This is a genomic window from Klebsiella sp. CN_Kp100 (assembly GCF_040065315.1).
In the GTDB taxonomy this organism is placed as follows: domain Bacteria; phylum Pseudomonadota; class Gammaproteobacteria; order Enterobacterales; family Enterobacteriaceae; genus Klebsiella; species Klebsiella oxytoca.
In genome coordinates, this window is sequence record NZ_JBEAIJ010000002.1 from 61,611 (window position 1) to 82,039 (window position 20,429).

General features: G+C 60.0%; 19 protein-coding genes. 14 read left to right on the forward strand and 5 right to left on the reverse strand.

The genetic code is table 11. From position 1 onward, the window contains the following. Positions 1-463 precede the first annotated feature (463 nt). Positions 464-676, forward strand: coding sequence for a fumarate hydratase FumD (gene fumD / locus ABLV12_RS02355; RefSeq protein ID WP_004102907.1), 213 nt, complete (start codon positions 464-466; stop codon positions 674-676). A 25-nt stretch (positions 677-701) separates the two neighbouring features. Here fumD and ABLV12_RS02360 read toward each other — a convergent pair whose 3' ends face one another. Beyond that, positions 702-1,340 carry a TetR/AcrR family transcriptional regulator gene (locus tag ABLV12_RS02360; protein WP_004102904.1) on the reverse strand — a complete coding sequence of 213 codons (639 nt, stop codon included), beginning with the start codon at positions 1,338-1,340 and terminating at the stop codon, positions 702-704. Positions 1,341-1,466: 126 nt separating this feature from the next. Between ABLV12_RS02360 and ABLV12_RS02365 the strand changes: the two genes are divergently transcribed. The 4 genes from ABLV12_RS02365 (at position 1,467) to ABLV12_RS02380 (ending at position 6,387) form a co-directional block, all read left to right on the forward strand. Further along, positions 1,467-3,323, forward strand: a complete 1,857-nt coding sequence (locus ABLV12_RS02365) for a TIM barrel protein (protein WP_335269644.1) — start codon at positions 1,467-1,469, stop codon at positions 3,321-3,323. Positions 3,324-3,399: 76 nt separating this feature from the next. Continuing rightward, complete coding sequence (locus ABLV12_RS02370) at positions 3,400-4,719, forward strand: MFS transporter (RefSeq protein ID WP_142475159.1); 1,320 nt, start codon at positions 3,400-3,402, stop codon at positions 4,717-4,719. A 31-nt stretch (positions 4,720-4,750) separates the two neighbouring features. Further along, positions 4,751-5,587 carry a shikimate dehydrogenase gene (locus ABLV12_RS02375; RefSeq protein WP_348866752.1) on the forward strand — a complete coding sequence of 279 codons (837 nt, stop codon included), beginning with the start codon at positions 4,751-4,753 and terminating at the stop codon, positions 5,585-5,587. Positions 5,588-5,646: 59 nt separating this feature from the next. After that, on the forward strand, positions 5,647-6,387 hold the full coding sequence (locus ABLV12_RS02380) for a substrate-binding domain-containing protein (protein WP_348866753.1): 741 nt from the start codon (positions 5,647-5,649) through the stop codon (positions 6,385-6,387). Here the strand turns inward: ABLV12_RS02380 and ABLV12_RS02385 are convergent. The 4 genes from ABLV12_RS02385 to ABLV12_RS02400 form a co-directional block, all read right to left on the reverse strand. After that, the gene (locus tag ABLV12_RS02385) at positions 6,371-7,120 is read right to left on the reverse strand and encodes an ABC transporter ATP-binding protein (protein WP_064397638.1); all 750 of its coding nucleotides are present in this window, start codon (positions 7,118-7,120) and stop codon (positions 6,371-6,373) included. The two genes, ABLV12_RS02380 and ABLV12_RS02385, sit on opposite strands and share 17 nt — an antisense overlap. Next, positions 7,120-8,124, reverse strand: coding sequence for an iron ABC transporter permease (locus tag ABLV12_RS02390; RefSeq protein WP_064397636.1), 1,005 nt, complete (start codon positions 8,122-8,124; stop codon positions 7,120-7,122). Before ABLV12_RS02390 ends, ABLV12_RS02385 begins: the two co-directional genes overlap by 1 nt. Beyond that, the gene (locus ABLV12_RS02395) at positions 8,117-9,175 is read right to left on the reverse strand and encodes an ABC transporter substrate-binding protein (RefSeq protein WP_160886018.1); all 1,059 of its coding nucleotides are present in this window, start codon (positions 9,173-9,175) and stop codon (positions 8,117-8,119) included. The genes ABLV12_RS02390 and ABLV12_RS02395 overlap by 8 nt, the downstream gene beginning before the upstream one ends. A gap of 97 nt (positions 9,176-9,272) precedes the next feature. Beyond that, positions 9,273-10,079 carry a DNA-binding transcriptional regulator gene (locus ABLV12_RS02400; RefSeq protein ID WP_064397632.1) on the reverse strand — a complete coding sequence of 269 codons (807 nt, stop codon included), beginning with the start codon at positions 10,077-10,079 and terminating at the stop codon, positions 9,273-9,275. A 190-nt stretch (positions 10,080-10,269) separates the two neighbouring features. Between ABLV12_RS02400 and ABLV12_RS02405 the strand changes: the two genes are divergently transcribed. From ABLV12_RS02405 to ABLV12_RS02445, 9 genes are all read left to right on the forward strand, one after another. After that, the gene (locus ABLV12_RS02405) at positions 10,270-11,934 is read left to right on the forward strand and encodes a bifunctional 3-(3-hydroxy-phenyl)propionate/3-hydroxycinnamic acid hydroxylase (protein WP_348866754.1); all 1,665 of its coding nucleotides are present in this window, start codon (positions 10,270-10,272) and stop codon (positions 11,932-11,934) included. Between the two features lies 1 nt (position 11,935). Then, on the forward strand, positions 11,936-12,880 hold the full coding sequence (mhpB, locus tag ABLV12_RS02410) for a 2,3-dihydroxyphenylpropionate/2,3-dihydroxicinnamic acid 1,2-dioxygenase (RefSeq protein WP_023321164.1): 945 nt from the start codon (positions 11,936-11,938) through the stop codon (positions 12,878-12,880). 17 nt (positions 12,881-12,897) lie between these two features. Continuing rightward, complete coding sequence (gene mhpC, locus ABLV12_RS02415; RefSeq protein WP_004113570.1) at positions 12,898-13,764, forward strand: 2-hydroxy-6-oxonona-2,4-dienedioate hydrolase; 867 nt, start codon at positions 12,898-12,900, stop codon at positions 13,762-13,764. 9 nt (positions 13,765-13,773) lie between these two features. Next, positions 13,774-14,580, forward strand: coding sequence for a 2-keto-4-pentenoate hydratase (mhpD, locus tag ABLV12_RS02420; RefSeq protein ID WP_004113568.1), 807 nt, complete (start codon positions 13,774-13,776; stop codon positions 14,578-14,580). Continuing rightward, a complete protein-coding gene (gene mhpF, locus ABLV12_RS02425) occupies positions 14,573-15,523 on the forward strand; it encodes an acetaldehyde dehydrogenase (RefSeq protein WP_348866755.1) in 951 nt (316 codons plus the stop codon). Before mhpD ends, mhpF begins: the two co-directional genes overlap by 8 nt. Next, entirely contained in the window at positions 15,520-16,536 is a 1,017-nt protein-coding gene (mhpE, locus tag ABLV12_RS02430; RefSeq protein ID WP_004113563.1) for a 4-hydroxy-2-oxovalerate aldolase, read from the forward strand. The genes mhpF and mhpE overlap by 4 nt, the downstream gene beginning before the upstream one ends. Before the next feature lie 74 nt (positions 16,537-16,610). Next, complete coding sequence (gene mhpT / locus ABLV12_RS02435) at positions 16,611-17,807, forward strand: 3-(3-hydroxy-phenyl)propionate transporter MhpT (RefSeq protein WP_023321160.1); 1,197 nt, start codon at positions 16,611-16,613, stop codon at positions 17,805-17,807. 184 nt (positions 17,808-17,991) lie between these two features. Further along, the gene (locus ABLV12_RS02440; RefSeq protein WP_004102865.1) at positions 17,992-18,729 is read left to right on the forward strand and encodes a polyphenol oxidase family protein; all 738 of its coding nucleotides are present in this window, start codon (positions 17,992-17,994) and stop codon (positions 18,727-18,729) included. A gap of 80 nt (positions 18,730-18,809) precedes the next feature. Next, a complete protein-coding gene (locus ABLV12_RS02445) occupies positions 18,810-20,213 on the forward strand; it encodes a DUF1996 domain-containing protein (protein WP_348866756.1) in 1,404 nt (467 codons plus the stop codon). Positions 20,214-20,429: the final 216 nt, after the last annotated feature.

Sequence of the window (20,429 nt, forward strand, 5' to 3'; positions counted from 1 at the left end):
CTCCGTGGGCGTACTGCCGCAGAGTTAAACCTGTATTACGAAAGTTGCTATGCCACGCTCTAAGGATAGGTGACAACAAAAGAGCGTGCAGAAGAATGTGTGCTGGCGGTTCAGCCCATGAAAAGAGGCAACGTGTTATGCGTTTAGTCATGCAATCCAATGCGCTGAAACCATTCAATAAGAATTTGCCGGGCATTATACGTTGCCCAATCCAAAAAAGAAAATGAAAACCATGTTTCATTTCTATAGTTATATACTTAACAAAATGCAAACTAATCCTATGCTTATGCGCAACACATTTTTTCATCATCTGACAAGATAAACAGAGTAGAAACGCGGGTTTATTCACAAGTTTGCCCGGGAAAAGCGGTCTCTGACGCGGAAACGGCACGCTGGTTTGATTTAAGCGGGAAATATATCAATAATGATTTGATTGATAATGAAAATTTGAGAGCCAAATAGCATGGGAAACACAGCCAAAGATGAGGCGCTGTATCAGGAAATGTGCCGCGTTGTCGGTAAAGTCGTGCTTGAGATGCGCGACCTGGGTCAAGAGCCAAAGCATATCGTTATCGCCGGCGTGCTGCGTACCGCCCTGGCAAACCCGAAGGTCAAGCGCTCAGCGCTGACGCAGGAAGCGATGGAGAAGGTGGTCCATGCGCTTTCCGGCAGCTAGCCGGACCTGCGCGTTTCCCTGAGCTTTATGAAATCACAAAGCGTATCACCGCTTTGACGGCAATATCGCAGTGGTGGGCGACCATCGCTTCATCATCAATGGCCGGCATCGGGTCGTCCAGATAGAGGCTGCTAAAGGTATAAAAGTTCGACACCTGATAGAAGCTAAAGCTGCTGATCAATCGATGCACATCGCGCGCCTCCAGACCCGCCTGAAACACGCCTTGCTGCTGGCCGCGCTGCAGAATATCTTCCAGAATCGACAGAGCGGTACGGTTTAGCGGTTTCAGCTGTCCGGAGCTTTTCAGCCACTTGCCGCGCTGCATGTTTTCCATACAGATAACCCGCATATAGTCGGCGTGCGTGGCGTGATAGCGCACGCTCCACTTTACCAGCTGCACCAGCGCCTCAACCGGCGGCACGTTTTCCAGCCCAAGCTGCTGCTCGGTTTCGCGGATCCTCGCGTAGACGTGCTGGAGCACGGCCTGATAAAGCTGCTCTTTGGTCTTGAAGTAGTAGACCACCATGCGTTTAGTGGTCTGCGCTTCGGTGGCGATTTGCTCCATTCGCGCGCCCGACAAACCGTGCTCGGCGAAAACGGTAATAGCGGCGGCGAAGATCCGCTCCTTAAGCGATTGTGCTTCATCATGAGCAACGGCAGACATAACGGCTCCTTTTCTTGAGATGCAAAAAATACACATATTGATCACAATTTTGCAACCAGTCATGGCGCAATTGAACCAAATGATTCATATTCAGGTCATTAAGTCAGCTCATGACCCGAGGACACTATGTTGCGCTCCATTGCCACCGTCTCGATTTCCGGTACCTTACCCGAAAAGCTCCATGCCATCGCAGCGGCGGGCTATCAGGGCGTCGAAATTTTTGAAAACGATCTGCTCTATTATACCGGTACGCCGGCCGATATCCGCCACCTGGCGGCAGATTTAGGGCTAAAAATCACGCTTTTTCAACCGTTTCGTGATTTTGAAGGGGCCAGCCGCGCCCAGTTCACCGCTAATATGGAACGCGCCAGACGCAAATTTGCGCTCATGCATGAGCTGGGCTGCGATACCATGCTGCTGTGCAGTAACGTTCAGCCGGACTGTTCCGCCGACGTCGAACTGCAGGTGGCCGATTTACGCGCTCTGGCTGAGCTGGCGGAGCAGGAAGGCATCACCATCGGCTACGAGGCGCTGGCCTGGGGCACCCACGTTAACCGCTGGCATCAGGCATGGGCGCGGGTCAAACGCGTCGATAGCCCGGCGCTGGGTATTGTGCTCGACAGTTTCCACGTGCTGGCGCGCGGTGACACGCTGGCGCAGCTGGCGGACGTGCCGCTGGAGAAAATCACCTTTGTACAGATGGCCGACGCGCCACTGATGAAAATGGATATCCTCGAATGGAGCCGCCACTTCCGCTGCTTCCCCGGTCAGGGACAGCTGCCGCTGGTGGATTTTGCCTGCGAGATTATCCGCTGCGGCTATCGTGGCCCCTGGTCGCTGGAGATTTTTAACGACAGCTTCCGGGCTTCTCCCAACGGTGCGACGGCGAAAGATGGCTATCGCTCGCTGCTGTGGCTGGAAGAGCAGGTCCGCCACCGGCTGCCGGAAAGCCGCGCGCCGCTGTTTGCACCGGCTGAACTACCGGTCTATGCCGGGCTCGAGTTTATCGAGTTTGCCGCCACGCCATCGCAGGCGGGAGTACTCGGAGACAGGCTGGCGCAGCTCGGCTTTGCTGAAGAGGGGACGCATCGCTCAAAACGCGTCTCCCTCTGGCGCAACGGTGGGGCGCGGGTGGTGGTTAACGCCCAACCGCATAGCTGGGCCGACCATTTTCATCAGCGTCACGGAGTCTCTCTCTGCGCTATGGCGCTACGCGTCAGCCAGAGTGCGGCAATCGTCGAGCGCGCCCGCGCCTTGGGCTATGCCACCTGGCAGGGCGATGCCGGTCCCAACGAAAGCCCAATCCCGGCGGTTTGCGCCCCGGACGGTAGCCTGATTTATCTGATTGAAGTGGGCGACGACATCTACACGCGCGATTTCCATCTGCGCACGGACGTCACGCCGCGCGACGATTATTGTGGTATCGATCACCTGGCACTTGGCATGGAGTCGGATAGCCGCGATAACTGGATCATTTTTTTCCGCACCGTATTTGGCTTTATCCTTGAGCATGAACAAACGCTACCCGATCCGTACGGGCTGGTGCGCAGCCTGGCGGTACGCAGTCCGCAGGGCGACATCCGCTTTGCGCTGAATATTTCGCAAAGCCGCGCCACGCAAATTGCCCGTTCAGTGGCCTGTTATCAGGGAGCTGGTTTACAGCACGCGGCTTTTGCCTGCCGCGATTTATCTTCCACGCTTGCAAGCGTGCCCGAGGTTGCCGTCAATGCGCTGCCGATTCCGGCGAACTACTATGAAGATTTGCTGGCCCGTTATGGGAAAGGTATTCCTGTTAACCTGTTGAAGAATCATCAAATTCTTTACGAGCGCGATGGCAGCGGCGGCGAATTCTTTCACCTCTACACCCGACCGATTGCGGTGGGACGCTTTTTCTTTGAACTGACCGAGCGCCGCAACGGTTACGCACTTTATGGTGCTGTAAATGCAGCTGTACGCTTGTCAGCAATGCAGTACACCGAGTAATGTAGCAGATGGTTCACCACCCAACGTTGCAAACACAATAACAATATCCGGCTGTACCCTATGACAGGAAACGACTATGAACTCTTATAGCCACAATCACCCGACGGCGGCGGCCGCGTCCGGCGTGAGGCCCTCCCGGCGGCGTATCGGTATTCTTGCGCTGCTGGCCGTCGGCACCATGATCAACTATCTCGACCGTACGGTGCTGGGTATCGCCGCGCCGCAGCTGACCGCTGAGCTGGGTATTGATGCCGCAATGATGGGCATCGTGTTCTCCGCCTTTGCCTGGACCTACGCGCTGGCGCAGATCCCCGGCGGCATCTTCCTTGACCGCTTCGGCAACAAAGTGACCTATTTTCTGGCGCTGACCCTGTGGTCGCTATTCACCATGTTCCACGGCCTGGCGGTTGGCCTGAAAAGTCTGCTGTTGTGCCGCTTTGGCCTCGGCGTCAGCGAAGCGCCCTGTTTCCCGGTGAACAGTCGGGTGGTGAGCGCCTGGTTCCCGCAGCAGGAGCGGGCGAAGGCGACGGCGGTCTATACCGTCGGCGAATATCTCGGACTGGCCTGCTTTTCGCCGCTGCTGTTCTGGATAATGGGCAGCTTCGGCTGGCGCGCGCTGTTTATTAGCGTCGGCGCAGTCGGCGTGATGTTCGCGCTGGTGTGGTGGCGCTGCTATCGCGAGCCGCATGAAGATAAACACCTCAATCAGCAGGAGCGCGAGCACATCGTCAACGGCGGCGGAATGTCCACCGGCGCAGAGCAGCATACCGCCTTTAGCTGGCCGCTGATTCGCCAGCTGCTGGCGAAAAGACAGATTCTCGGCGCCAGCATCGGGCAGTTTGCCGGTAATACGGTGCTGGTCTTCTTCCTGACCTGGTTTCCAACTTATCTGGCCACCGAACGCCATATGCCGTGGATTAAGGTCGGCTTCTTTGCCATCATGCCGTTCCTGGCGGCGGCGGGCGGCGTGATGTTCGGCGGCTGGGTCTCGGATAAGCTGCTGAAGGCCACCGGTTCGGCGAATCTCGGGCGTAAACTGCCGATCATTGCCGGTCTGCTGATGGCGAGCACGATTATCTCCGCCAACTGGCTGACCAGCGATCTGGCGGTGATTCTGGTGATGTCATTCGCCTTTTTTGGTCAGGGGATGGTCGGGCTGGGCTGGACGTTGATCTCCGACATCGCGCCGAAAGGCCTTGGCGGTCTGACCGGCGGCCTGTTTAACTTCTGCGCTAACCTCGCCGGGATCCTGACGCCGCTGATCATCGGTTTTATCGTTGCAGCCTCCGGGAACTTCTTCTACGCGCTGATTTATATCGGCGGCGCAGCGCTGCTGGGCGTGGCGGCTTATGTCTTTATCCTGGGCGATGTCAAGCGTATCGAACTTTCGCAGTAACGTGATGCAGTCGTTGTTAAAGGAGCAGGGAATGGTGATTAGTGGAAATACGCGGCTGATAGCGCATCTTGGCTATCCGACCGCGAAGTTTAAAGCGCCGATGATTTATAACCCGTGGTTTGCCGATCGACAGGTTGACGCCAAAGTAGTGCCGATGGGCGTGAAGACTGAGGACTACGCCGCCTTTGTCCCGATGCTATTTAAAATGACCAATATTATTGGCGCGCTGGTCACCATGCCGCACAAAATCGCCACCTGCGGGCTGGTGCAGCATCTTAGCCCGACGGCGGCAATTGCGGGCGCCTGTAACGCGATTCGCCCCGAAGCCGACGGCTCGCTCAGCGGTGATATGTTTGACGGAGAAGGCTTTGTTCTCGGTATCCGGCGCAAAGGGTTCGCGACGCAAGGGGCGCGGGCGCTGGTGGTGGGCAGCGGCGGCGTCGGCTCGGCCATTGCCGCATCGTTGGTGGCAGCGGGCGTCAGCGCCCTGACGCTGTACGACGTCCGCCCGCAGACGGCGGAAGCGCTGGCCGGACGTCTGCTCGAGCACTATCCTCGGCTGGATATCACTCTGATGCAGCGCGACCCGCAGGGGCACGATCTGGTGGTCAACGCTACGCCGCTGGGGATGAAAGAGGGCGATCCGCTGCCGCTGGACCCGCAGCGCCTGGCGCCGGGCACTTTTGTTGGCGAAGTGGTTATGGCCCAGGAATTTACTCCGCTACTGCAGGCCGCGCGGGCGGCGGGCTGTCCCATTCAGCGCGGCACCGACATGCTGTTTGAAATGATCCCGGCCTATCTGCGCTTCTTTAACCTGCCGGTGGCAACGCCGGAACAGCTGCGTGAACTGGCGGAAATTGGCTACTGAAATGATCTGAACCTGCGTTATTATAGCGCTGTATTTATGACTATATAGCGATGGTTCTTATGACTCCCTCCCTAAAGCTGCTGGCAGCGGGAAGCCTGAAAAGCGCTTTCATTCCGCTGCTGGCGCGCTTTCAGCAACAGACCAGCATCCCGGTCGACGTCCATTTCGGTCCGGCTGGTCTGCTGCGCGAGCGCATTGAGGCCGGAGAGCCGTGCTCCGTGTTCGCCTCGGCCAATAGCCATCATCCGCAGGCGCTGCGTCAGGCGGGGCTGGCCGGAGAGTGCTATTGGTTCGCCCGAAATCAGCTGATGCTGACCGTCCGGCGCGACGCGAAAACCGAGGCGCGGGAGTGGCTGACGCTGCTCAGCGACCCGGGCTTGCGTCTGGCAACCTCAACGCCGGGCTGCGACCCTTCAGGCGACTACACCTGGCAGCTTTTCTCCCACATTGAAGAGCGCTGTCCCGGCGTCGGTGCCGCCATCATGGCGCGCGCGCGTCCGCTGGTAGGCGGCCGAGACTCGCTGCCGGTGCCTGCGGGAGAAACCGCCGGGGCGTGGCTCATTCGGCAAAATTTAACCGATCTGTTCATCGGCTATGCGCATTACGCCGCGCAGATGGCGGCGTGCAGCGATCTGCGCACGCTGGTTATTCCGCCGGCGTGGAATGTTCGCTGCGATTATCAACTGACGCAGATTGAACAGAGCGCCGGGGCGCAGCGTCTGTGCCGCTTTATCCTCGGCGGAGAGGGCCAGCGTTTTCTGAAAAACGCCGGCTTTTTAGCCATCAACGGCGAATCGTAAACTGCGGGGCCAGCAGCGGCAGCGCCGAGCCCGGGTGACAGATTTTGCGTACCGCCAAACCATACGCGCGCTGAAGATTCTCTTCCGTCAGTACGGTGGTGGATTCTCCCGCCAGCCATTCACCGTCGGGGAGCAGTAGCAAAGTCTGGTTCGCTACCTGCAGGGCGTGGGTGGGATCGTGCGTGGTAAACAGCACCGTCCGCTTCTGGCGATATGCCAGGTCGCTAATCAGCTGCAGCACCAGCTGCTGATTGGCCAGATCCAGCGCCGAGCAGGGTTCATCCAGCAGGATATTCTGGCTGGCTCCCACCAGCGCCCTGGCGATGAGCACCAGCTGCTGCTGGCCGCCGGACAGCGCACGGAAAACCTTGTCGGCGAGCGTCGCGATCCCCAACTGCGCCAGCGCCTCCTGGACCTGGCGCTCGTCGTCCGCCGATGGCTGAGCGAACAGGTTAACGTGGCGCGCCCGCCCCATCAGCACCACGTCACGTACCAGCCAGCTAAAGGCTGGACGAAAATGCTGCGGCACGATGGCGATACCGCCGGTGCCGGTAAACTGGCCGCCGAGCGGCGCCAGGACGCCGGTCAGGGTATCGAGCAGGGAGCTTTTGCCGCGGCCGTTGGCGCCAAGTACCGCCCAGATATCACCGGATCGGCACTGCAGGTTCAGCGGGGCGAATAGCGGTCGGCTATAACCGTAGAGCAGGTTGCTTAAATTCAGGGAAAGGGTCATCAGCGCGCGCCCGTGCGTCGCGACTGCACCAGCAGCCAGGTGAACAGCGGCGCGCCAAGCAGCGCGGTGATAATACCAATGGGAATTTCGGCCTGGGTTAGCGTGCGGGCAAGGTCATCGACGACGATCATAAAACCGCCGCCAAGCCAGAAGGCGATAGGGAGAAGACGCCGGTGATCGGCGCCGGTCAGCAGCCGCGCCAGATGCGGGATCACCAGCCCGACCCATGCGATGCTGCCGCTGACCGCCACCTGAGCGGCGACCAGCACCGCGCAGCATACCAGCACCCCGCGACGCAGCGCGGTCACCGAAACGCCCAGCCCGCGGGCATCTTTTTCCTCCAGCGCCAGCAGGTTAATCCGCCAGCGGAGCCTGAACAGCACCATCGCGGCGCAGGCTACCGGTAGCGCCATCAGCAGGACTTTATGCCAGCTGGCGGTGGCAAAGCTGCCGAGCAGCCAGAAGACGATATTCGGCAGCGTTTCTTCGGTATCGGCCAGATACTGCATCAGGCTCACCAGGGCGGCAAAAAAGCCGCTGAGGATAATTCCTGAGAGGATCAGTACCAGGGTACTTTCGCGCCCCTGCAGCGCGGCGATTAGATAGACCAGCATCAGCGCGGCAAGGCCGAAGAGAAAGGTCGAGGTCATCATCAGCGCGGCATTAAGTCCCAGCAGAATCGCCAGCGTCCCGCCGAAAGCGGAGCCGGAGGAGACGCCGATGATATGCGGGTCGACCAGCGGGTTCTGGAACACCCCTTGTAAGGTGGCCCCGCACAGCCCCAGCGCGCCGCCAGCCAGCAGCGCCATCACGATCCTCGGCAGTCTGACCGACCACACCACCTGACCGGCGACGCCGTCGAGGGGGGAAAGATGCGCCAGCTGGCGAAAAACCTCCGCCAGGCTTAACGGATACTGCCCGAGGCAGATAGAGGCGAGTGCAATCATGAGCGTTACCAGCGCGAGGGTACAGTGCAGCAGAGCCGGATGACGATGACTAAGCATCCGGCGACCACTTCACGCGGTAGAAACGCTGATAGTACTCCTGCGCCTTCGCATCGACATCAATGGTGTTATAGCGTGATGGATAGAGCTTTTTCGCCATCCACAGCTCGCCAATCGCCAGCGCCTCCGGCATCGGATAGCCCCAGGCCTTGGCGTACTCCGGCATCAGCCACACGCGATGGTTTTTGACCGCGTCAATGCTCTGCCACTGCGGGTCGTTTTGTATCTGTTTGACCACCTCCGGGTAGCGGTCCTGAACGAAAATTACCTGCGGATCCCACTGTAGTACCTGCTCCAGCGAGACCTGGCGCGCCCCCTTCACGCTGGCGGCGGCTACGTTCAGCGCTCCGGCGTGCTTCATCATCAGGCCGGTATATTTGCCCGAACCGTAGGTGTTGAGATCCGGATTGGCCATATACACCCGCACCCGCTCATTTTCCGGGATGTCGGCAACCGGCGCATTGGCCAGACTGCGCGCGCTGAAGGTGTAATCAATCAGCTGTTCGGCCTGATCCTGGCGACCGACCACTTCGCCAATCAGGCGGATCCCCTGTTTCAGCCCCTCATTGTAGGCCTGCTCTTCATTGGCCATTGTCGGGTTCATTTTGTTTTTCTCCCCTGCGGCATCCTGGCGCAGAGAGATCGCCACCACCGGGATCCCGGCGCTCTGGATCTGCTGGATCATCGCCTGCGGCGCATAGTTGGCAACGAAGACTACCTGCGGATGTAGCGCCAGCAGGCTCTCGATATTGACCTGGGTGAGATCGCCTGGCATCGGCAGTTTTTCAATGTTCGGCATAAAGCGCGCAAACTGCGGGCCAAGCTGTTTTTTCCAGCTGCTCAAGACGCCGACGACGTCGTCAGCAGCATTAAGTTGCACCAGCAGGTTTAAGGTCTGGTGCTGGAGCACCACGGCGCGGGTGACGCGGTCGGGGAGGGTGACTTCACGGCCCAGCTGGTCGGTGAGGGTGCGCTCGGCAAAGGCCTGACCGGTGAACAGGCTGGCGCTTAACAGCGCCATAGCAAAGAAAACGCGCGGATGTCTGGACATGATGGGCTCAGCGGCAAAGGAAAAATCGTTGTATATTAAAATATATAACGAGTCCGGGCGCAATGGCTGACGGGCGATTTACCCCCTATGGACAAGGTTATTGGTAAAACACCTCTTCATCGGACATCCGTTCTTCTATGCGGGTAGCGACCTTCTGCAGCGAGGCGAGATGCTTTTGCGCTGCCTGGTCGATGGTCATAGCTTTGGCCATATAGACCAGGTTCAGGCAGCCGATAACCCGCTGCCGACGGCGAACGGGAACGGCAATGGAGGCGATTTTCTCCTCCTGCTGCCAGCCGCGAAAGTTTTCACCGTAGCCGTTTTGCCGGGTGCGTTCGAGAATGGCGGCCAGTTTTTCCGGCTCGCGCGCCAGCTGATACTCCGCTTCCGGGCGGGCAGCCAGCATATCGATGATCGGGCGTCGTTCGTGTTCCGGCGCGAAAGCCAGCCAGGTTAACCCGGAGGCGGTCAGCAGCAGCGGCAGGCGGCGGCCGACCATTGCCCGGTGGAAGGAGAGGCGGCTGAAGCGGTGGGTGGTTTCGCGCACCACCATCGCATCGACGTCCAGGGTGGTGATATCGGTCGGCCATAAAACCTCGCGCAGCAGCTCGCCAAGCAGCGGCGTGGCGAGGGCAGAAATCCAATGTTCGTCACGAAATCCCTCACTTAACTGACGCACTTTAATCGTCAGGCGAAAGCTGTCATCGGAGCGGCTGCGGCGCACGTAACCCTCATCCTGCAGCGTTTCCAGCAGCCGCCTGACGGTCGTACGATGCAGACCGCTAAACTCGGCCAGGGTGCTGACCGTCGCGCCTCCGTCGAATTTATTTAACAAATTTAATAACAATAATCCGCGGCTCAATCCGCGTACCGTTTTGTATTCCGCCGACGAATTCTCGTTCATGCATCCTCAATAAAAATCAGTTTAAACAAGCTTGTGCACCAGGTGCACATCAGGTGATGTTTTGATTGTAGCGTAAATCGCCAACCCTATACTGACCTCACAATAAAAATAAATTCACATTTAGTTAACAAATTGCCTCGCTGACATTAGTGCAGTGGCGGCAATTTGTCCGAAGCGTGAGGTTTTGAAAATGACAACATCCAATCCTGATATCCAGCCCGCCGTACAGCACAGCGCGCAGGTCGCGATTGCCGGCGCCGGCCCGGTTGGCCTGACGATCGCCAACTACCTCGGGCAGATGGGCGTCAGCGTGGTGCTGATCGAGAAGCTCGAGTCGCTGATCGATTATCCCCGCGCCATCGGTATCGACGATGAGGCGCTGCGGGCGATGCAGGCCGTGGGGCTGGTAGATAATGTGCTGCCGCATACCACGCCGTGGCACGCGATGCGCTTTCTCACCCCCAAAGGGCGCTGCTTTGCCGATATTCAGCCGATGACCGACGAGTTTGGCTGGTCGCGCCGTAACGCGTTTATTCAACCGCAGGTCGATGCCGTGCTGTACGACGGACTCAGCCGCTTTCCCCACGTGCGCTGCCTGTTTTCCCGCGAAGTTGAAGCCTTTAGCCAGAATAGTGACGGTGTCACGTTAAATGTTAAAGGCAGCGGCGGCGAGCGGGAAACCGTTCGCGCCGACTGGCTGGTGGCCTGCGACGGCGGAGCCAGCTTTATCCGCCGCACGCTGAACATTCCTTTTGAAGGGAAAACCGCGCCGAATCAATGGATTGTTATCGATATTGCCAACGATCCGCTGGCGACGCCGCATGTCTATCTGTGCTGCGACCCGGTGCGCCCGTACGTCTCCGCCGCGCTGCCGCACGGCGTCAGGCGTTTCGAATTTATGGTCATGCCCGGCGAAACCGAAGCCCAGCTCAGCGAGCCGCACAAGATGCGCCAGCTATTGAGCAAAGTGCTGCCGGACCCGGATAACGTCGAACTGATTCGCCAGCGCGTTTATACCCATAACGCACGCATCGCCGAACGCTTTCGCGTCGATCGCGTGCTGCTGGCGGGCGACGCGGCGCACATCATGCCGGTCTGGCAGGGACAGGGTTACAACAGCGGTATGCGCGATGCTTTTAACCTGGCCTGGAAACTGGCGCTGGTGGTGAACGGCAAAGCCGGAGAGGCGCTGCTGGACAGCTACCAGCAGGAGCGGCGCGATCACGCCAAAGCGATGATCGACCTGTCGGTCACCGCCGGCAACGTCCTGGCGCCGCCGAAACGCTGGCACGGCGCGGTGCGCGACGGAATTTCGTGGCTGCTGAATTATCTGCCGCCGGTCAAACGCTACTTCCTTGAAATGCGTTTCAAGCCGATGCCGCAGTATCGCGACGGCGCGCTGCTGGCGGAAGGCGAAGGCAAAACGTCTCCGGTTGGCAAAATGTTTATCCAGCCGAAGGTGACGCTGGAAACGGGGCAGGTGACGCTGTTCGATGAGGTGATTGGCGCCAGGTTCGCCATTATCGCCTGGGGCTGCAATCCCCGGTGGGGGCTCAACGATGAGCAAATAGCCCGCTGGCGTGCGGTCGGGGTGCAGTTCATCCAGGTCGTGCCGGAAGTACAGATTCATTGCGATCAGGACAACGTGCCCGGCGTTATCCGCGTCGGCGATACGCAAAACCGCCTGAAAAACTGGTTCGCGCAGCACGATACCGCCATCGCCGTGGTGCGTCCGGATCGCTTCGTCGCGACCGTGGCTATCCCGCAAACCCTCGGCAAAAAGCTCAACGCGCTGGCGAGCAAGATGCAGCTGGCCTCCGCGCAAGCGCCAACCGTGATTGAACAGGTGGCCTGATATGAACGCTTATCTTCATTGCCTCTCGCATACGCCGCTGGTGGGTTACGTTGACCCGGAACAGGCGGTGCTGGACGAAGTTAACGGCACCATTGCCGACGCGCGGGCGCGTATTGCCGCTTTCGATCCGGAGCTGGTGGTGCTGTTTGCCCCCGATCACTACAACGGCTTTTTCTACGATGTGATGCCGCCGTTCTGTTTAGGCATCGGCGCAACTTCTATCGGCGATTTCAGCAGCGCCAGCGGCGTTCTGCCGGTGCCGACGGCGCTGGCGGAGGCCTGCGCCCACGCTGTGATGAAGGAGGGCATCGATCTGGCGGTCTCCTACTGCATGCAGGTGGATCACGGCTTCGCGCAACCGCTGGAGTTCCTGCTCGGCGGGCTGGATACGTTGCCGGTTCTGCCGGTGTTTATCAACGGCGTCGCGTCGCCGCTGCCGGGCTTTCAGCGTACCCGCATGCTGGGCGAAGCCATCGGCCGCTTTCTGACCACCCTCAATAAACGGGTATTAATCCTCGGCTCCGGCGGCCTGTCGCATCAGCCGCCGGTACCGGAGCTGGCGAAGGCCGATGCCCATATGCGCGACCGGCTGCTGGGCAGCGGCAGGCAGCTGCCGCCGGACGAACGGGAACTGCGCCAGCAGCGCGTGATTAGCGCGGCGAAGCAGTTTATCGAGGATCAGCACTCGCTCTATCCGCTCAATCCGGTCTGGGATACCCGCTTCATGAGCCTGCTGGAGCAGGGGCGGCTGGCGGAGCTGGACGCCGTCAGTAACGAAGAGCTGTCGGCAATGGCCGGGAAATCAACGCACGAAATTAAAACCTGGGTGGCCGCCTTTGCCGCGCTATCCGCATTTGGCCGCTGGCGCTGCGAAGGTCGCTATTACCGACCAATCCCCGAGTGGATTGCCGGGTTTGGCTCGCTGAGCGCCACAGCGCAGAACTGAATTAACGGGAGAATATGATGAGCTACCAACCGCAAACCGAAGCCGCCACCAGCCGCTTTCTCAACGTGGAAGAGGGCGGAGAAACATTACGCATCCATTTTAATGACTGCGGCCAGGGTGACGAAACCGTGGTGATGCTGCACGGCTCCGGCCCCGGAGCTACCGGCTGGGCCAACTTTAGCCGCAATATCGACCCGCTGGTGGAGGCGGGCTATCGGGTCATTCTGCTGGACTGCCCCGGCTGGGGGAAAAGCGATGCTATCGTCAATCGCGGCTCCCGCTCCGACCTGAACGCCCGGGTGCTGAAAAGCGTCATTGATCAGCTGGATATCAGCAACGTGCATTTGCTGGGCAACTCGATGGGCGGACACAGCGCGGTGGCCTTTACCCTCAGCTGGCCGGAGCGCGTCGGCAAACTGGTGCTGATGGGCGGCGGAACCGGCGGCATGAGCCTGTTTACGCCGATGCCGACGGAAGGCATCAAGCTGCTGAACGGCCTGTATCGCGAACCGACCATCGAAAACCTGAAAAAGATGATGAACATCTTTGTTTTCGATACCCGCGATCTGACTGACGCCCTGTTCGACGCGCGTCTCAACAATATGCTATCGCGCCGGGAGCATCTGGATAATTTCGTCAAAAGTCTCGAAGCCAACCCGAAGCAGTTCCCGGACTTTAGCCCGCGTCTCGGCGAAATCCGCGCGCAGACCCTGATCGTCTGGGGGCGTAACGATCGCTTCGTGCCGATGGACGCCGGGCTGCGCCTGCTGGCGGGCATTAACGGTTCCGAACTGCATATCTATCGCGACTGCGGCCACTGGGCGCAGTGGGAGCACGCGGAGAGTTTTAACCAGCTGGTGCTCGATTTTCTGGCACGTGCCTGAGGAAGCAGAATGACAACTTTATCTCTTGAACACCTGGCGCAACGGTTGCGTGAGGCGGAAAGTCGCGGCCGGGCGATTGAACCGCTGCGAGCTCTCCTCGGCGTCGACAATGCCGAAGCGGCCTATGCTATCCAGCGGATGAACGTACAGCACCACGTGGCGAACGGCCGCCGGGTGGTGGGACGCAAGGTGGGATTGACCCATCCTAAAGTGCAGCAGCAGCTGGGCGTTGACCAGCCGGACTTCGGCACCCTGTTTGCCGACATGTGCTACGGCGATAACGCCAATGTGCCGTTCTCCCGGGTGCTGCAGCCGAAGGTGGAAGCCGAAATCGCCCTGGTGCTGAAACAGGATCTGCCGCATGCCGATACCACTTTTGATGAACTGTACGCCGCCATCGACTGGGTGCTGCCGGCGCTGGAAGTGGTCGGCAGCCGTATCCGCGACTGGTCGATTGGCTTTGTCGATACGGTCGCCGATAACGCCTCCTGCGGCGTTTACGTTTTGGGCAGTCCGGCGCGGCGTCCGGATGGGCTGGATCTGAAACATTGCGTGATGCGCATGACCCGTAACGAGGAAGAGGTCTCCAGCGGGCGCGGCAGCGAATGCCTTGGCCATCCGCTGAACGCGGCGGTGTGGCTGGCGCGCAAAATGGCCAGCCTCGGCGAGCCGCTGCGGGCGGGCGATATCGTGCTCACCGGAGCGTTAGGCCCGATGGTGGCGATTACCGCCGGCGATCGTTTTATCGCCCATATCGACGGTTTAGGTTCAGTGGCGGCGACCTTTGTCGCCGAAGAGGAACAGCGTAATGAGTAAACGTAAAGTCGCCATTATCGGCTCCGGCAATATCGGCACCGATTTAATGATCAAAATTCTGCGCCACGGGCAGCACCTGGAGATGGCGGTGATGGTCGGCATCGACCCTGAGTCCGACGGTCTGGCCCGCGCCCGGCGTATGGGCATCGCCACCACCCACGAGGGCGTTGGCGGGCTGATGCAGATGGCGGAATTCGCCGATATCGATGTGGTTTTTGACGCCACCAGCGCCGGGGCGCACGTGAAAAACGACGCCGCGTTGCGGGAAGCCAAACCGGGGATCCGCGTGATCGACCTGACCCCAGCGGCCATCGGCCCGTACTGCGTGCCGGTGGTCAATCTCGAGGCCAATCTTGCCGAGGGTAACGTCAATATGGTGACCTGCGGCGGCCAGGCCACTATCCCGATGGTGGCGGCGGTATCCAGAGTGGCAAAAGTGCACTATGCGGAGATCATCGCCTCGATCGCCAGCAAATCTGCCGGACCGGGGACGCGCGCTAACATTGATGAATTTACCGAAACCACCTCGCAGGCCATTGAGAAAGTGGGCGGCGCGGCGAAAGGCAAAGCGATTATCGTGCTGAATCCGGCGGAGCCGCCGCTGATGATGCGCGATACCGTTTATGTCCTGAGCGAAGCGGCATCGCAGCAGGCGGTTGCCGCGTCGATCGCCGAGATGGCGGCGGCGGTGCAGGCCTATGTGCCGGGATATCGCCTGAAGCAGCAGGTGCAGTTTGAGGTCATCCCGGAAGATAAACCGGTGAATCTGCCGGGCGTCGGCCGCTTCTCCGGCCTGAAAACGGCGGTTTACCTCGAGGTCGAAGGGGCGGCGCACTATCTGCCCGCTTACGCGGGTAACCTCGATATTATGACGTCGGCGGCGCTGGCGACGGCGGAAAAAATGGCCCAGGCGCTGAATGACGCAGCGGGAGAGGCAGCATGAACGGCAAAAAACTCTATATCTCCGACGTGACTCTGCGCGACGGGATGCACGCGATTCGCCATCAATACTCACTCGACAATGTACGCCAGATTGCCCGGGCGCTGGATAGCGCGGGAGTGGATTCAATCGAAGTCGCCCACGGCGACGGCCTGCAGGGTTCCAGCTTTAACTACGGCTTCGGCGCGCACAGCGACCTGCAGTGGATTGAAGCGGCGGCGGAGTCGGTCAGCCAGGCGAAGATCGCGACTTTACTGCTTCCCGGCATCGGTACCCTGCATGACCTGAAAAATGCGTATCAGGCAGGCGCGCGGGTTGTGCGCGTGGCCACCCACTGCACCGAGGCGGATGTTTCCGCGCAGCATATCGCCTTCGCCCGCGAGCTGGGCATGGACACCGTCGGCTTCCTGATGATGAGCCATATGACCACTCCGGAGCAGCTGGCGCAGCAGGCGCTGAAAATGGAATCCTACGGCGCGACCTGTATCTACGTTGTCGATTCCGGCGGGGCGATGAATATGCGCGATATTCGCGATCGTTTCCGCGCCCTCAAATCGGTGCTGAAGCCGGAAACCGCCACCGGGATGCACGCACACCATAACCTGAGCCTCGGCGTCGCCAACTCCATCGCCGCGGTGGAAGAGGGCTGCGACCGCATCGACGCCAGCCTGGCGGGGATGGGCGCCGGTGCGGGCAACGCGCCGCTGGAGGTGTTTATCGCCGCCGCCGATAAGCTCAGCTGGAATCATGGCACCGATCTGTATGCCCTGATGAACGCCGCCGATGAGCTGGTGCGCCCGCTGCAGGATCGCCCTGTGCGGGTTGACCGCGAAACGCTGGCGCTGGGCTATGCCGGGGTTTACTCCAGCTTTCTACGCCACAGCGAAGTGGCCGCCGAGCGCTACGGCCTGAGCGCGGTGGATATCCTCGTCGAACTGGGCAAACGGCGGATGGTGGGCGGTCAGGAGGATATGATCGTCGACGTCGCGCTGGACCTGCTCAATCGTCATCAATAAAAGCAACGCGCGGCTGGCAACGTATCAGCCGCCATTTACCTGCTCCGCTTGTCCGGATATCGCAAAGGTACCCTATGACCCAAACAACGACTGCAAGCAATTCGCGCCTGATGTTAACCGTCGGGCTCTGTTTTATGGTGGCCCTGATGGAAGGGCTGGATCTCCAGGCGGCGGGCATCGCCGCCGTCGGCATGGCGCAGGCGTTCGCGCTGGATAAAATGCAGATGGGCTGGATTTTCAGCGCCGGGATCCTCGGCCTGCTGCCCGGCGCGCTGGTGGGCGGCATGCTGGCGGATCGCTACGGCCGCAAGCGAATTCTGCTCGGCTCGGTGCTGCTCTTCGGCCTGTTCTCAATCGCCACCGCGCTGGCATGGAATTATCCGACGCTGCTGCTGGCGCGCCTGTTAACCGGCGTCGGGCTTGGCGCGGCGCTGCCGAATCTGATTGCTTTAACCTCCGAGGCTGCGGGTCCTCGTTTTCGCGGCAGGGCGGTCAGCCTGATGTACTGCGGCGTGCCCATCGGCGCGGCGCTGGCGGCGGCGCTGGGCTTTTTCGGCCTTGCCGCGGCCTGGCAAACGGTGTTCTGGGTCGGCGGTATCGTTCCGCTGCTGCTGGTGCCATTATTGATGCGCTGGCTGCCGGAATCGCAGGCGTTTCGGCGCAGCGCACAGGGCGTGCCGCTACGCACGCTCCTTGCGCCGGGCAACGCCGCCGCTACTCTGCTCCTGTGGTTGTGCTATTTCTTTACGCTGCTGGTGGTCTATATGTTGATCAACTGGCTGCCGATGCTGTTAGTAGGCCAGGGATTCAGCCCCAGCGAGGCGGCGGGGGTGATGTTTGTCCTGCAGTTCGGCGCCGCCTGCGGGACGTTGCTGCTGGGGGCGCTGATGGATAAGCTCAGTCCGCTATGGATGTCGCTGCTGATTTATATCGGTATGCTGGCGTCGCTGCTGGCCCTGGGAACCGCGTCCTCGCTGACCGCAATGCTCTTCTCCGGCTTTGTCGCCGGCCTGTTTGCCACCGGCGGCCAGAGCGTGCTGTATGCGCTGGCTCCGCTGTTCTATCGCACCGAAATCCGCGCCACGGGCGTGGGAACGGCGGTGGCGATTGGCCGTCTCGGCGCGATGAGCGGTCCGCTGCTGGCTGGCAAAATGCTGGCGCTGGGCACCGGCACCGTCGGGGTGATGGCGGCGTCCGCCCCCGGCATTCTGCTGGCGGGCGTGGCGGTGTTCTGGCTGATGAGCCGACAAAAGCGCGCCGCGCTGGCCTGAGCATTTTCGTTTATTCCCGGGGACGGCGCGGTAAACCCGCGCCTTGCCCGGGCTACCGGCCCGCAGCAGTTTGTTGCTTGTAGCCCGGCTAAGCGCAGCGCGAACCGGGGCGCTGTCCTTCGCCTTGCGCATCTCTCTACTTTGGCATAGGTTAAATCATCATCCATTGATTCTTCCGGGCATCATGTCTTTTACCTCCCGCTTACTGAGCACTATCCCCGGCATCCGGTATGCCTTTCTCGACGTCCATGAAACCGCCGCCTTTCCCTATAGCGAAATGGCGCCGGTTAAACTGGTTCACAGCAACATCGTGCATGAGTATCTGGCGCCGCAGGCGGAGCGACCCCATGCCGATGCGATGTTTACCGCCGTCAGCGGACAAAAGATAGGGGTAGTGACCGCCGACTGTCTGCCGCTGCTGATGGCGTCGCGCGATGGGCGCTATATTTGTAGCGTCCACGCAGGCTGGCGCGGCGCTGCCAGCGGAATTATTGAAAATAGCCTGGCGTTGTTTCAGCGTTATCACGTCGCCCCGCAAGATCTGGTGGTGGTGAGCGGGCCGCATATTCACGCCTGCTGCTACGAAGTCACCGCCGACTTCTATCAGGCTCTGCTGGCAATGCCCGCAGGCGAGCTGGCAAAGCGCCATCGGGAGCAGCTCTTCCTGCCCCATCAGGCGGCGTCAGTGGGGGAGCAGGCGCAAGCGACCGCTGACGACAATGTCTGGTTCGATCTGCGGGCCTTTGCCCATCTCCTGCTGCGCAGCGCGGGGGTGCCGGAAGAAAACATGGAGTGGCTGGGGAGCTGTACCTACTGCACGCCGCAGCTGCTGGGGTCGTTTCGTCGGCGCACGCATTTCCCGGCGCCGAAGTCATTTCAGTACTCATGGATCATGCGCGAACCTGATAGTGCGGGCCGATGAGACGAAATGATATTTGATGATGTGTAACATCGGCGGGCGTTTGCTATCTCTGCACTCCTTCAAACAAGGAGGATTGCAAAATGAAATTGAACCCGTTCGCTTTAACTCTTGCGCCGCTGCTGGCCGCCGGCGCGTTTTCTGCTCATGCCGGCCCGCAGGCCCACGTGGTCTGCGCTTATCACCATACGTTGGGCGATGACGCCATTATGATGTTCGGCAAACCGAATCAGGCTATGTGGCATGATTTTTTTGGCAACACCCATACTGACGCAGTGTCGACCTATCAGACGCTGCGCGACCAGCCGGAAACCACCTGCGATAACAAAGCCGACAGCTCCGCCTACTGGGCGCCATCGCTGAAGCTGCCGGACGGTCAGGTGGTCGCGCCGGCCTATCAAAAAACCTACTACCAGACCAGCAAAGTCGAACAGCATCCGCTGCATCCGTTCCCGGCCGGTCTCGAACTGCTGGCGGGCGATCATCACGGTTCTGCTCCCAGTTCGCGCATTACCTTTCTCTGCGCCAACGGCAATGGCTATACCAATAAGGCCGATCAGATTTGCGGGCTGCGCAAAGCGGGGGATGCGGTACAGTTTAATATCGGTATCCAGTTCCCCAACTGCTGGGATGGCGTCAACCTGAAACCGACGCACGGCCACAGTAACGCGACATACGACGTCAATGGCGCCTGTCCAGGCGATTACCCGGTTAAAATTCCGACCGTAAACATGAACGTGGCATATGTTCTGCCGCAGATAAAAACGCTGGATACGGCAAAAATTCAGCTTTCGATGGATCCGGTCATGGGCGGCGACAAGCGTCAAGAGCGCTGGGGCAGCATCTATACGGCGCACGCGGATTTCATGAACGGCTGGACGGTTGAGGCAGCGCACTATATGACCGAGCGCTGCATGAATAAGGGGATCGACTGCGGTAGCGCGGTGCCTTATGGCTTCTCCACGGTAGAGGAGAACGCGCTGGTGGACAGCACCGAGCCGACGGTGACCCATGCCGCTCCGGAAAATCTGGTGGTCAGCGATAACTGGAAAAACGGCGGGCGCACGCATAACCCGGAAACCATGACGCTGGTGAAATTCCCGATCCCGCCGCTGCCGCAGGGCCAGGACGCTTCGCTGTTTAAATATCAGTTGCGGATCTACGGTGGAAAAGTGGAAACCAACGGCGCGGATCAGATTTTCCTCTATCCGGCGAGTAACGACTGGAGCGCAAACAGCGTGACCTGGAATCATCGTCCGTCCTGCAACTACAGCTCTGATGGGGTTTTGTATCTTAATTCAAAGCGTGAATACCGGACGATCGATGTTGATAAAGCGGTGCGCAAGGCGCTGGCTGAGGGCAAAACCGAGATCTCGTGGTATATCGGCGGAGACCGTCAGGGCAACCGCTATCATTTCGATCCCGCGGGGTCGCAGCAGGAGCCGATGCTGATGCTGATGGGCTTTAAAAATACGCCGGAGATCTGATCGCAGCTATACCCCGGGAACAGAGTACAGCGCGGCATAATTTCCCGGAGGCGATGCTGCGCATCTGTCCGGGCTACGGGCTGGCAGATGGCAGTAAACCTGTAGCCCGGGCAGGCGCTTAGCGCCGCCCCCGGGAGCAGAGTACAGCGCGGCATAATTTCCCGGAGGCGATGCTGCGCATCTGTCCGGGCTACGGGATGGCAGATGGCGGTGAAC

Bases quoted from the DNA above. Each gene is read 5' to 3' on its own strand.
- fumD (WP_004102907.1), top strand. From the start codon at position 464: ATGGGAAACACAGCCAAAGATGAGGCGCTGTATCAGGAAATGTGCCGC.
- ABLV12_RS02360 (WP_004102904.1), bottom strand. From the start codon at position 1,340: ATGTCTGCCGTTGCTCATGATGAAGCACAATCGCTTAAGGAGCGGATC.
- ABLV12_RS02365 (WP_335269644.1), top strand. From the start codon at position 1,467: ATGTTGCGCTCCATTGCCACCGTCTCGATTTCCGGTACCTTACCCGAA.
- ABLV12_RS02370 (WP_142475159.1), top strand. From the start codon at position 3,400: ATGAACTCTTATAGCCACAATCACCCGACGGCGGCGGCCGCGTCCGGC.
- ABLV12_RS02375 (WP_348866752.1), top strand. From the start codon at position 4,751: ATGGTGATTAGTGGAAATACGCGGCTGATAGCGCATCTTGGCTATCCG.
- ABLV12_RS02380 (WP_348866753.1), top strand. From the start codon at position 5,647: ATGACTCCCTCCCTAAAGCTGCTGGCAGCGGGAAGCCTGAAAAGCGCT.
- ABLV12_RS02385 (WP_064397638.1), bottom strand. From the start codon at position 7,120: ATGACCCTTTCCCTGAATTTAAGCAACCTGCTCTACGGTTATAGCCGA.
- ABLV12_RS02390 (WP_064397636.1), bottom strand. From the start codon at position 8,124: ATGCTTAGTCATCGTCATCCGGCTCTGCTGCACTGTACCCTCGCGCTG.
- ABLV12_RS02395 (WP_160886018.1), bottom strand. From the start codon at position 9,175: ATGTCCAGACATCCGCGCGTTTTCTTTGCTATGGCGCTGTTAAGCGCC.
- ABLV12_RS02400 (WP_064397632.1), bottom strand. From the start codon at position 10,079: ATGAACGAGAATTCGTCGGCGGAATACAAAACGGTACGCGGATTGAGC.
- ABLV12_RS02405 (WP_348866754.1), top strand. From the start codon at position 10,270: ATGACAACATCCAATCCTGATATCCAGCCCGCCGTACAGCACAGCGCG.
- mhpB (WP_023321164.1), top strand. From the start codon at position 11,936: ATGAACGCTTATCTTCATTGCCTCTCGCATACGCCGCTGGTGGGTTAC.
- mhpC (WP_004113570.1), top strand. From the start codon at position 12,898: ATGAGCTACCAACCGCAAACCGAAGCCGCCACCAGCCGCTTTCTCAAC.
- mhpD (WP_004113568.1), top strand. From the start codon at position 13,774: ATGACAACTTTATCTCTTGAACACCTGGCGCAACGGTTGCGTGAGGCG.
- mhpF (WP_348866755.1), top strand. From the start codon at position 14,573: ATGAGTAAACGTAAAGTCGCCATTATCGGCTCCGGCAATATCGGCACC.
- mhpE (WP_004113563.1), top strand. From the start codon at position 15,520: ATGAACGGCAAAAAACTCTATATCTCCGACGTGACTCTGCGCGACGGG.
- mhpT (WP_023321160.1), top strand. From the start codon at position 16,611: ATGACCCAAACAACGACTGCAAGCAATTCGCGCCTGATGTTAACCGTC.
- ABLV12_RS02440 (WP_004102865.1), top strand. From the start codon at position 17,992: ATGTCTTTTACCTCCCGCTTACTGAGCACTATCCCCGGCATCCGGTAT.
- ABLV12_RS02445 (WP_348866756.1), top strand. From the start codon at position 18,810: ATGAAATTGAACCCGTTCGCTTTAACTCTTGCGCCGCTGCTGGCCGCC.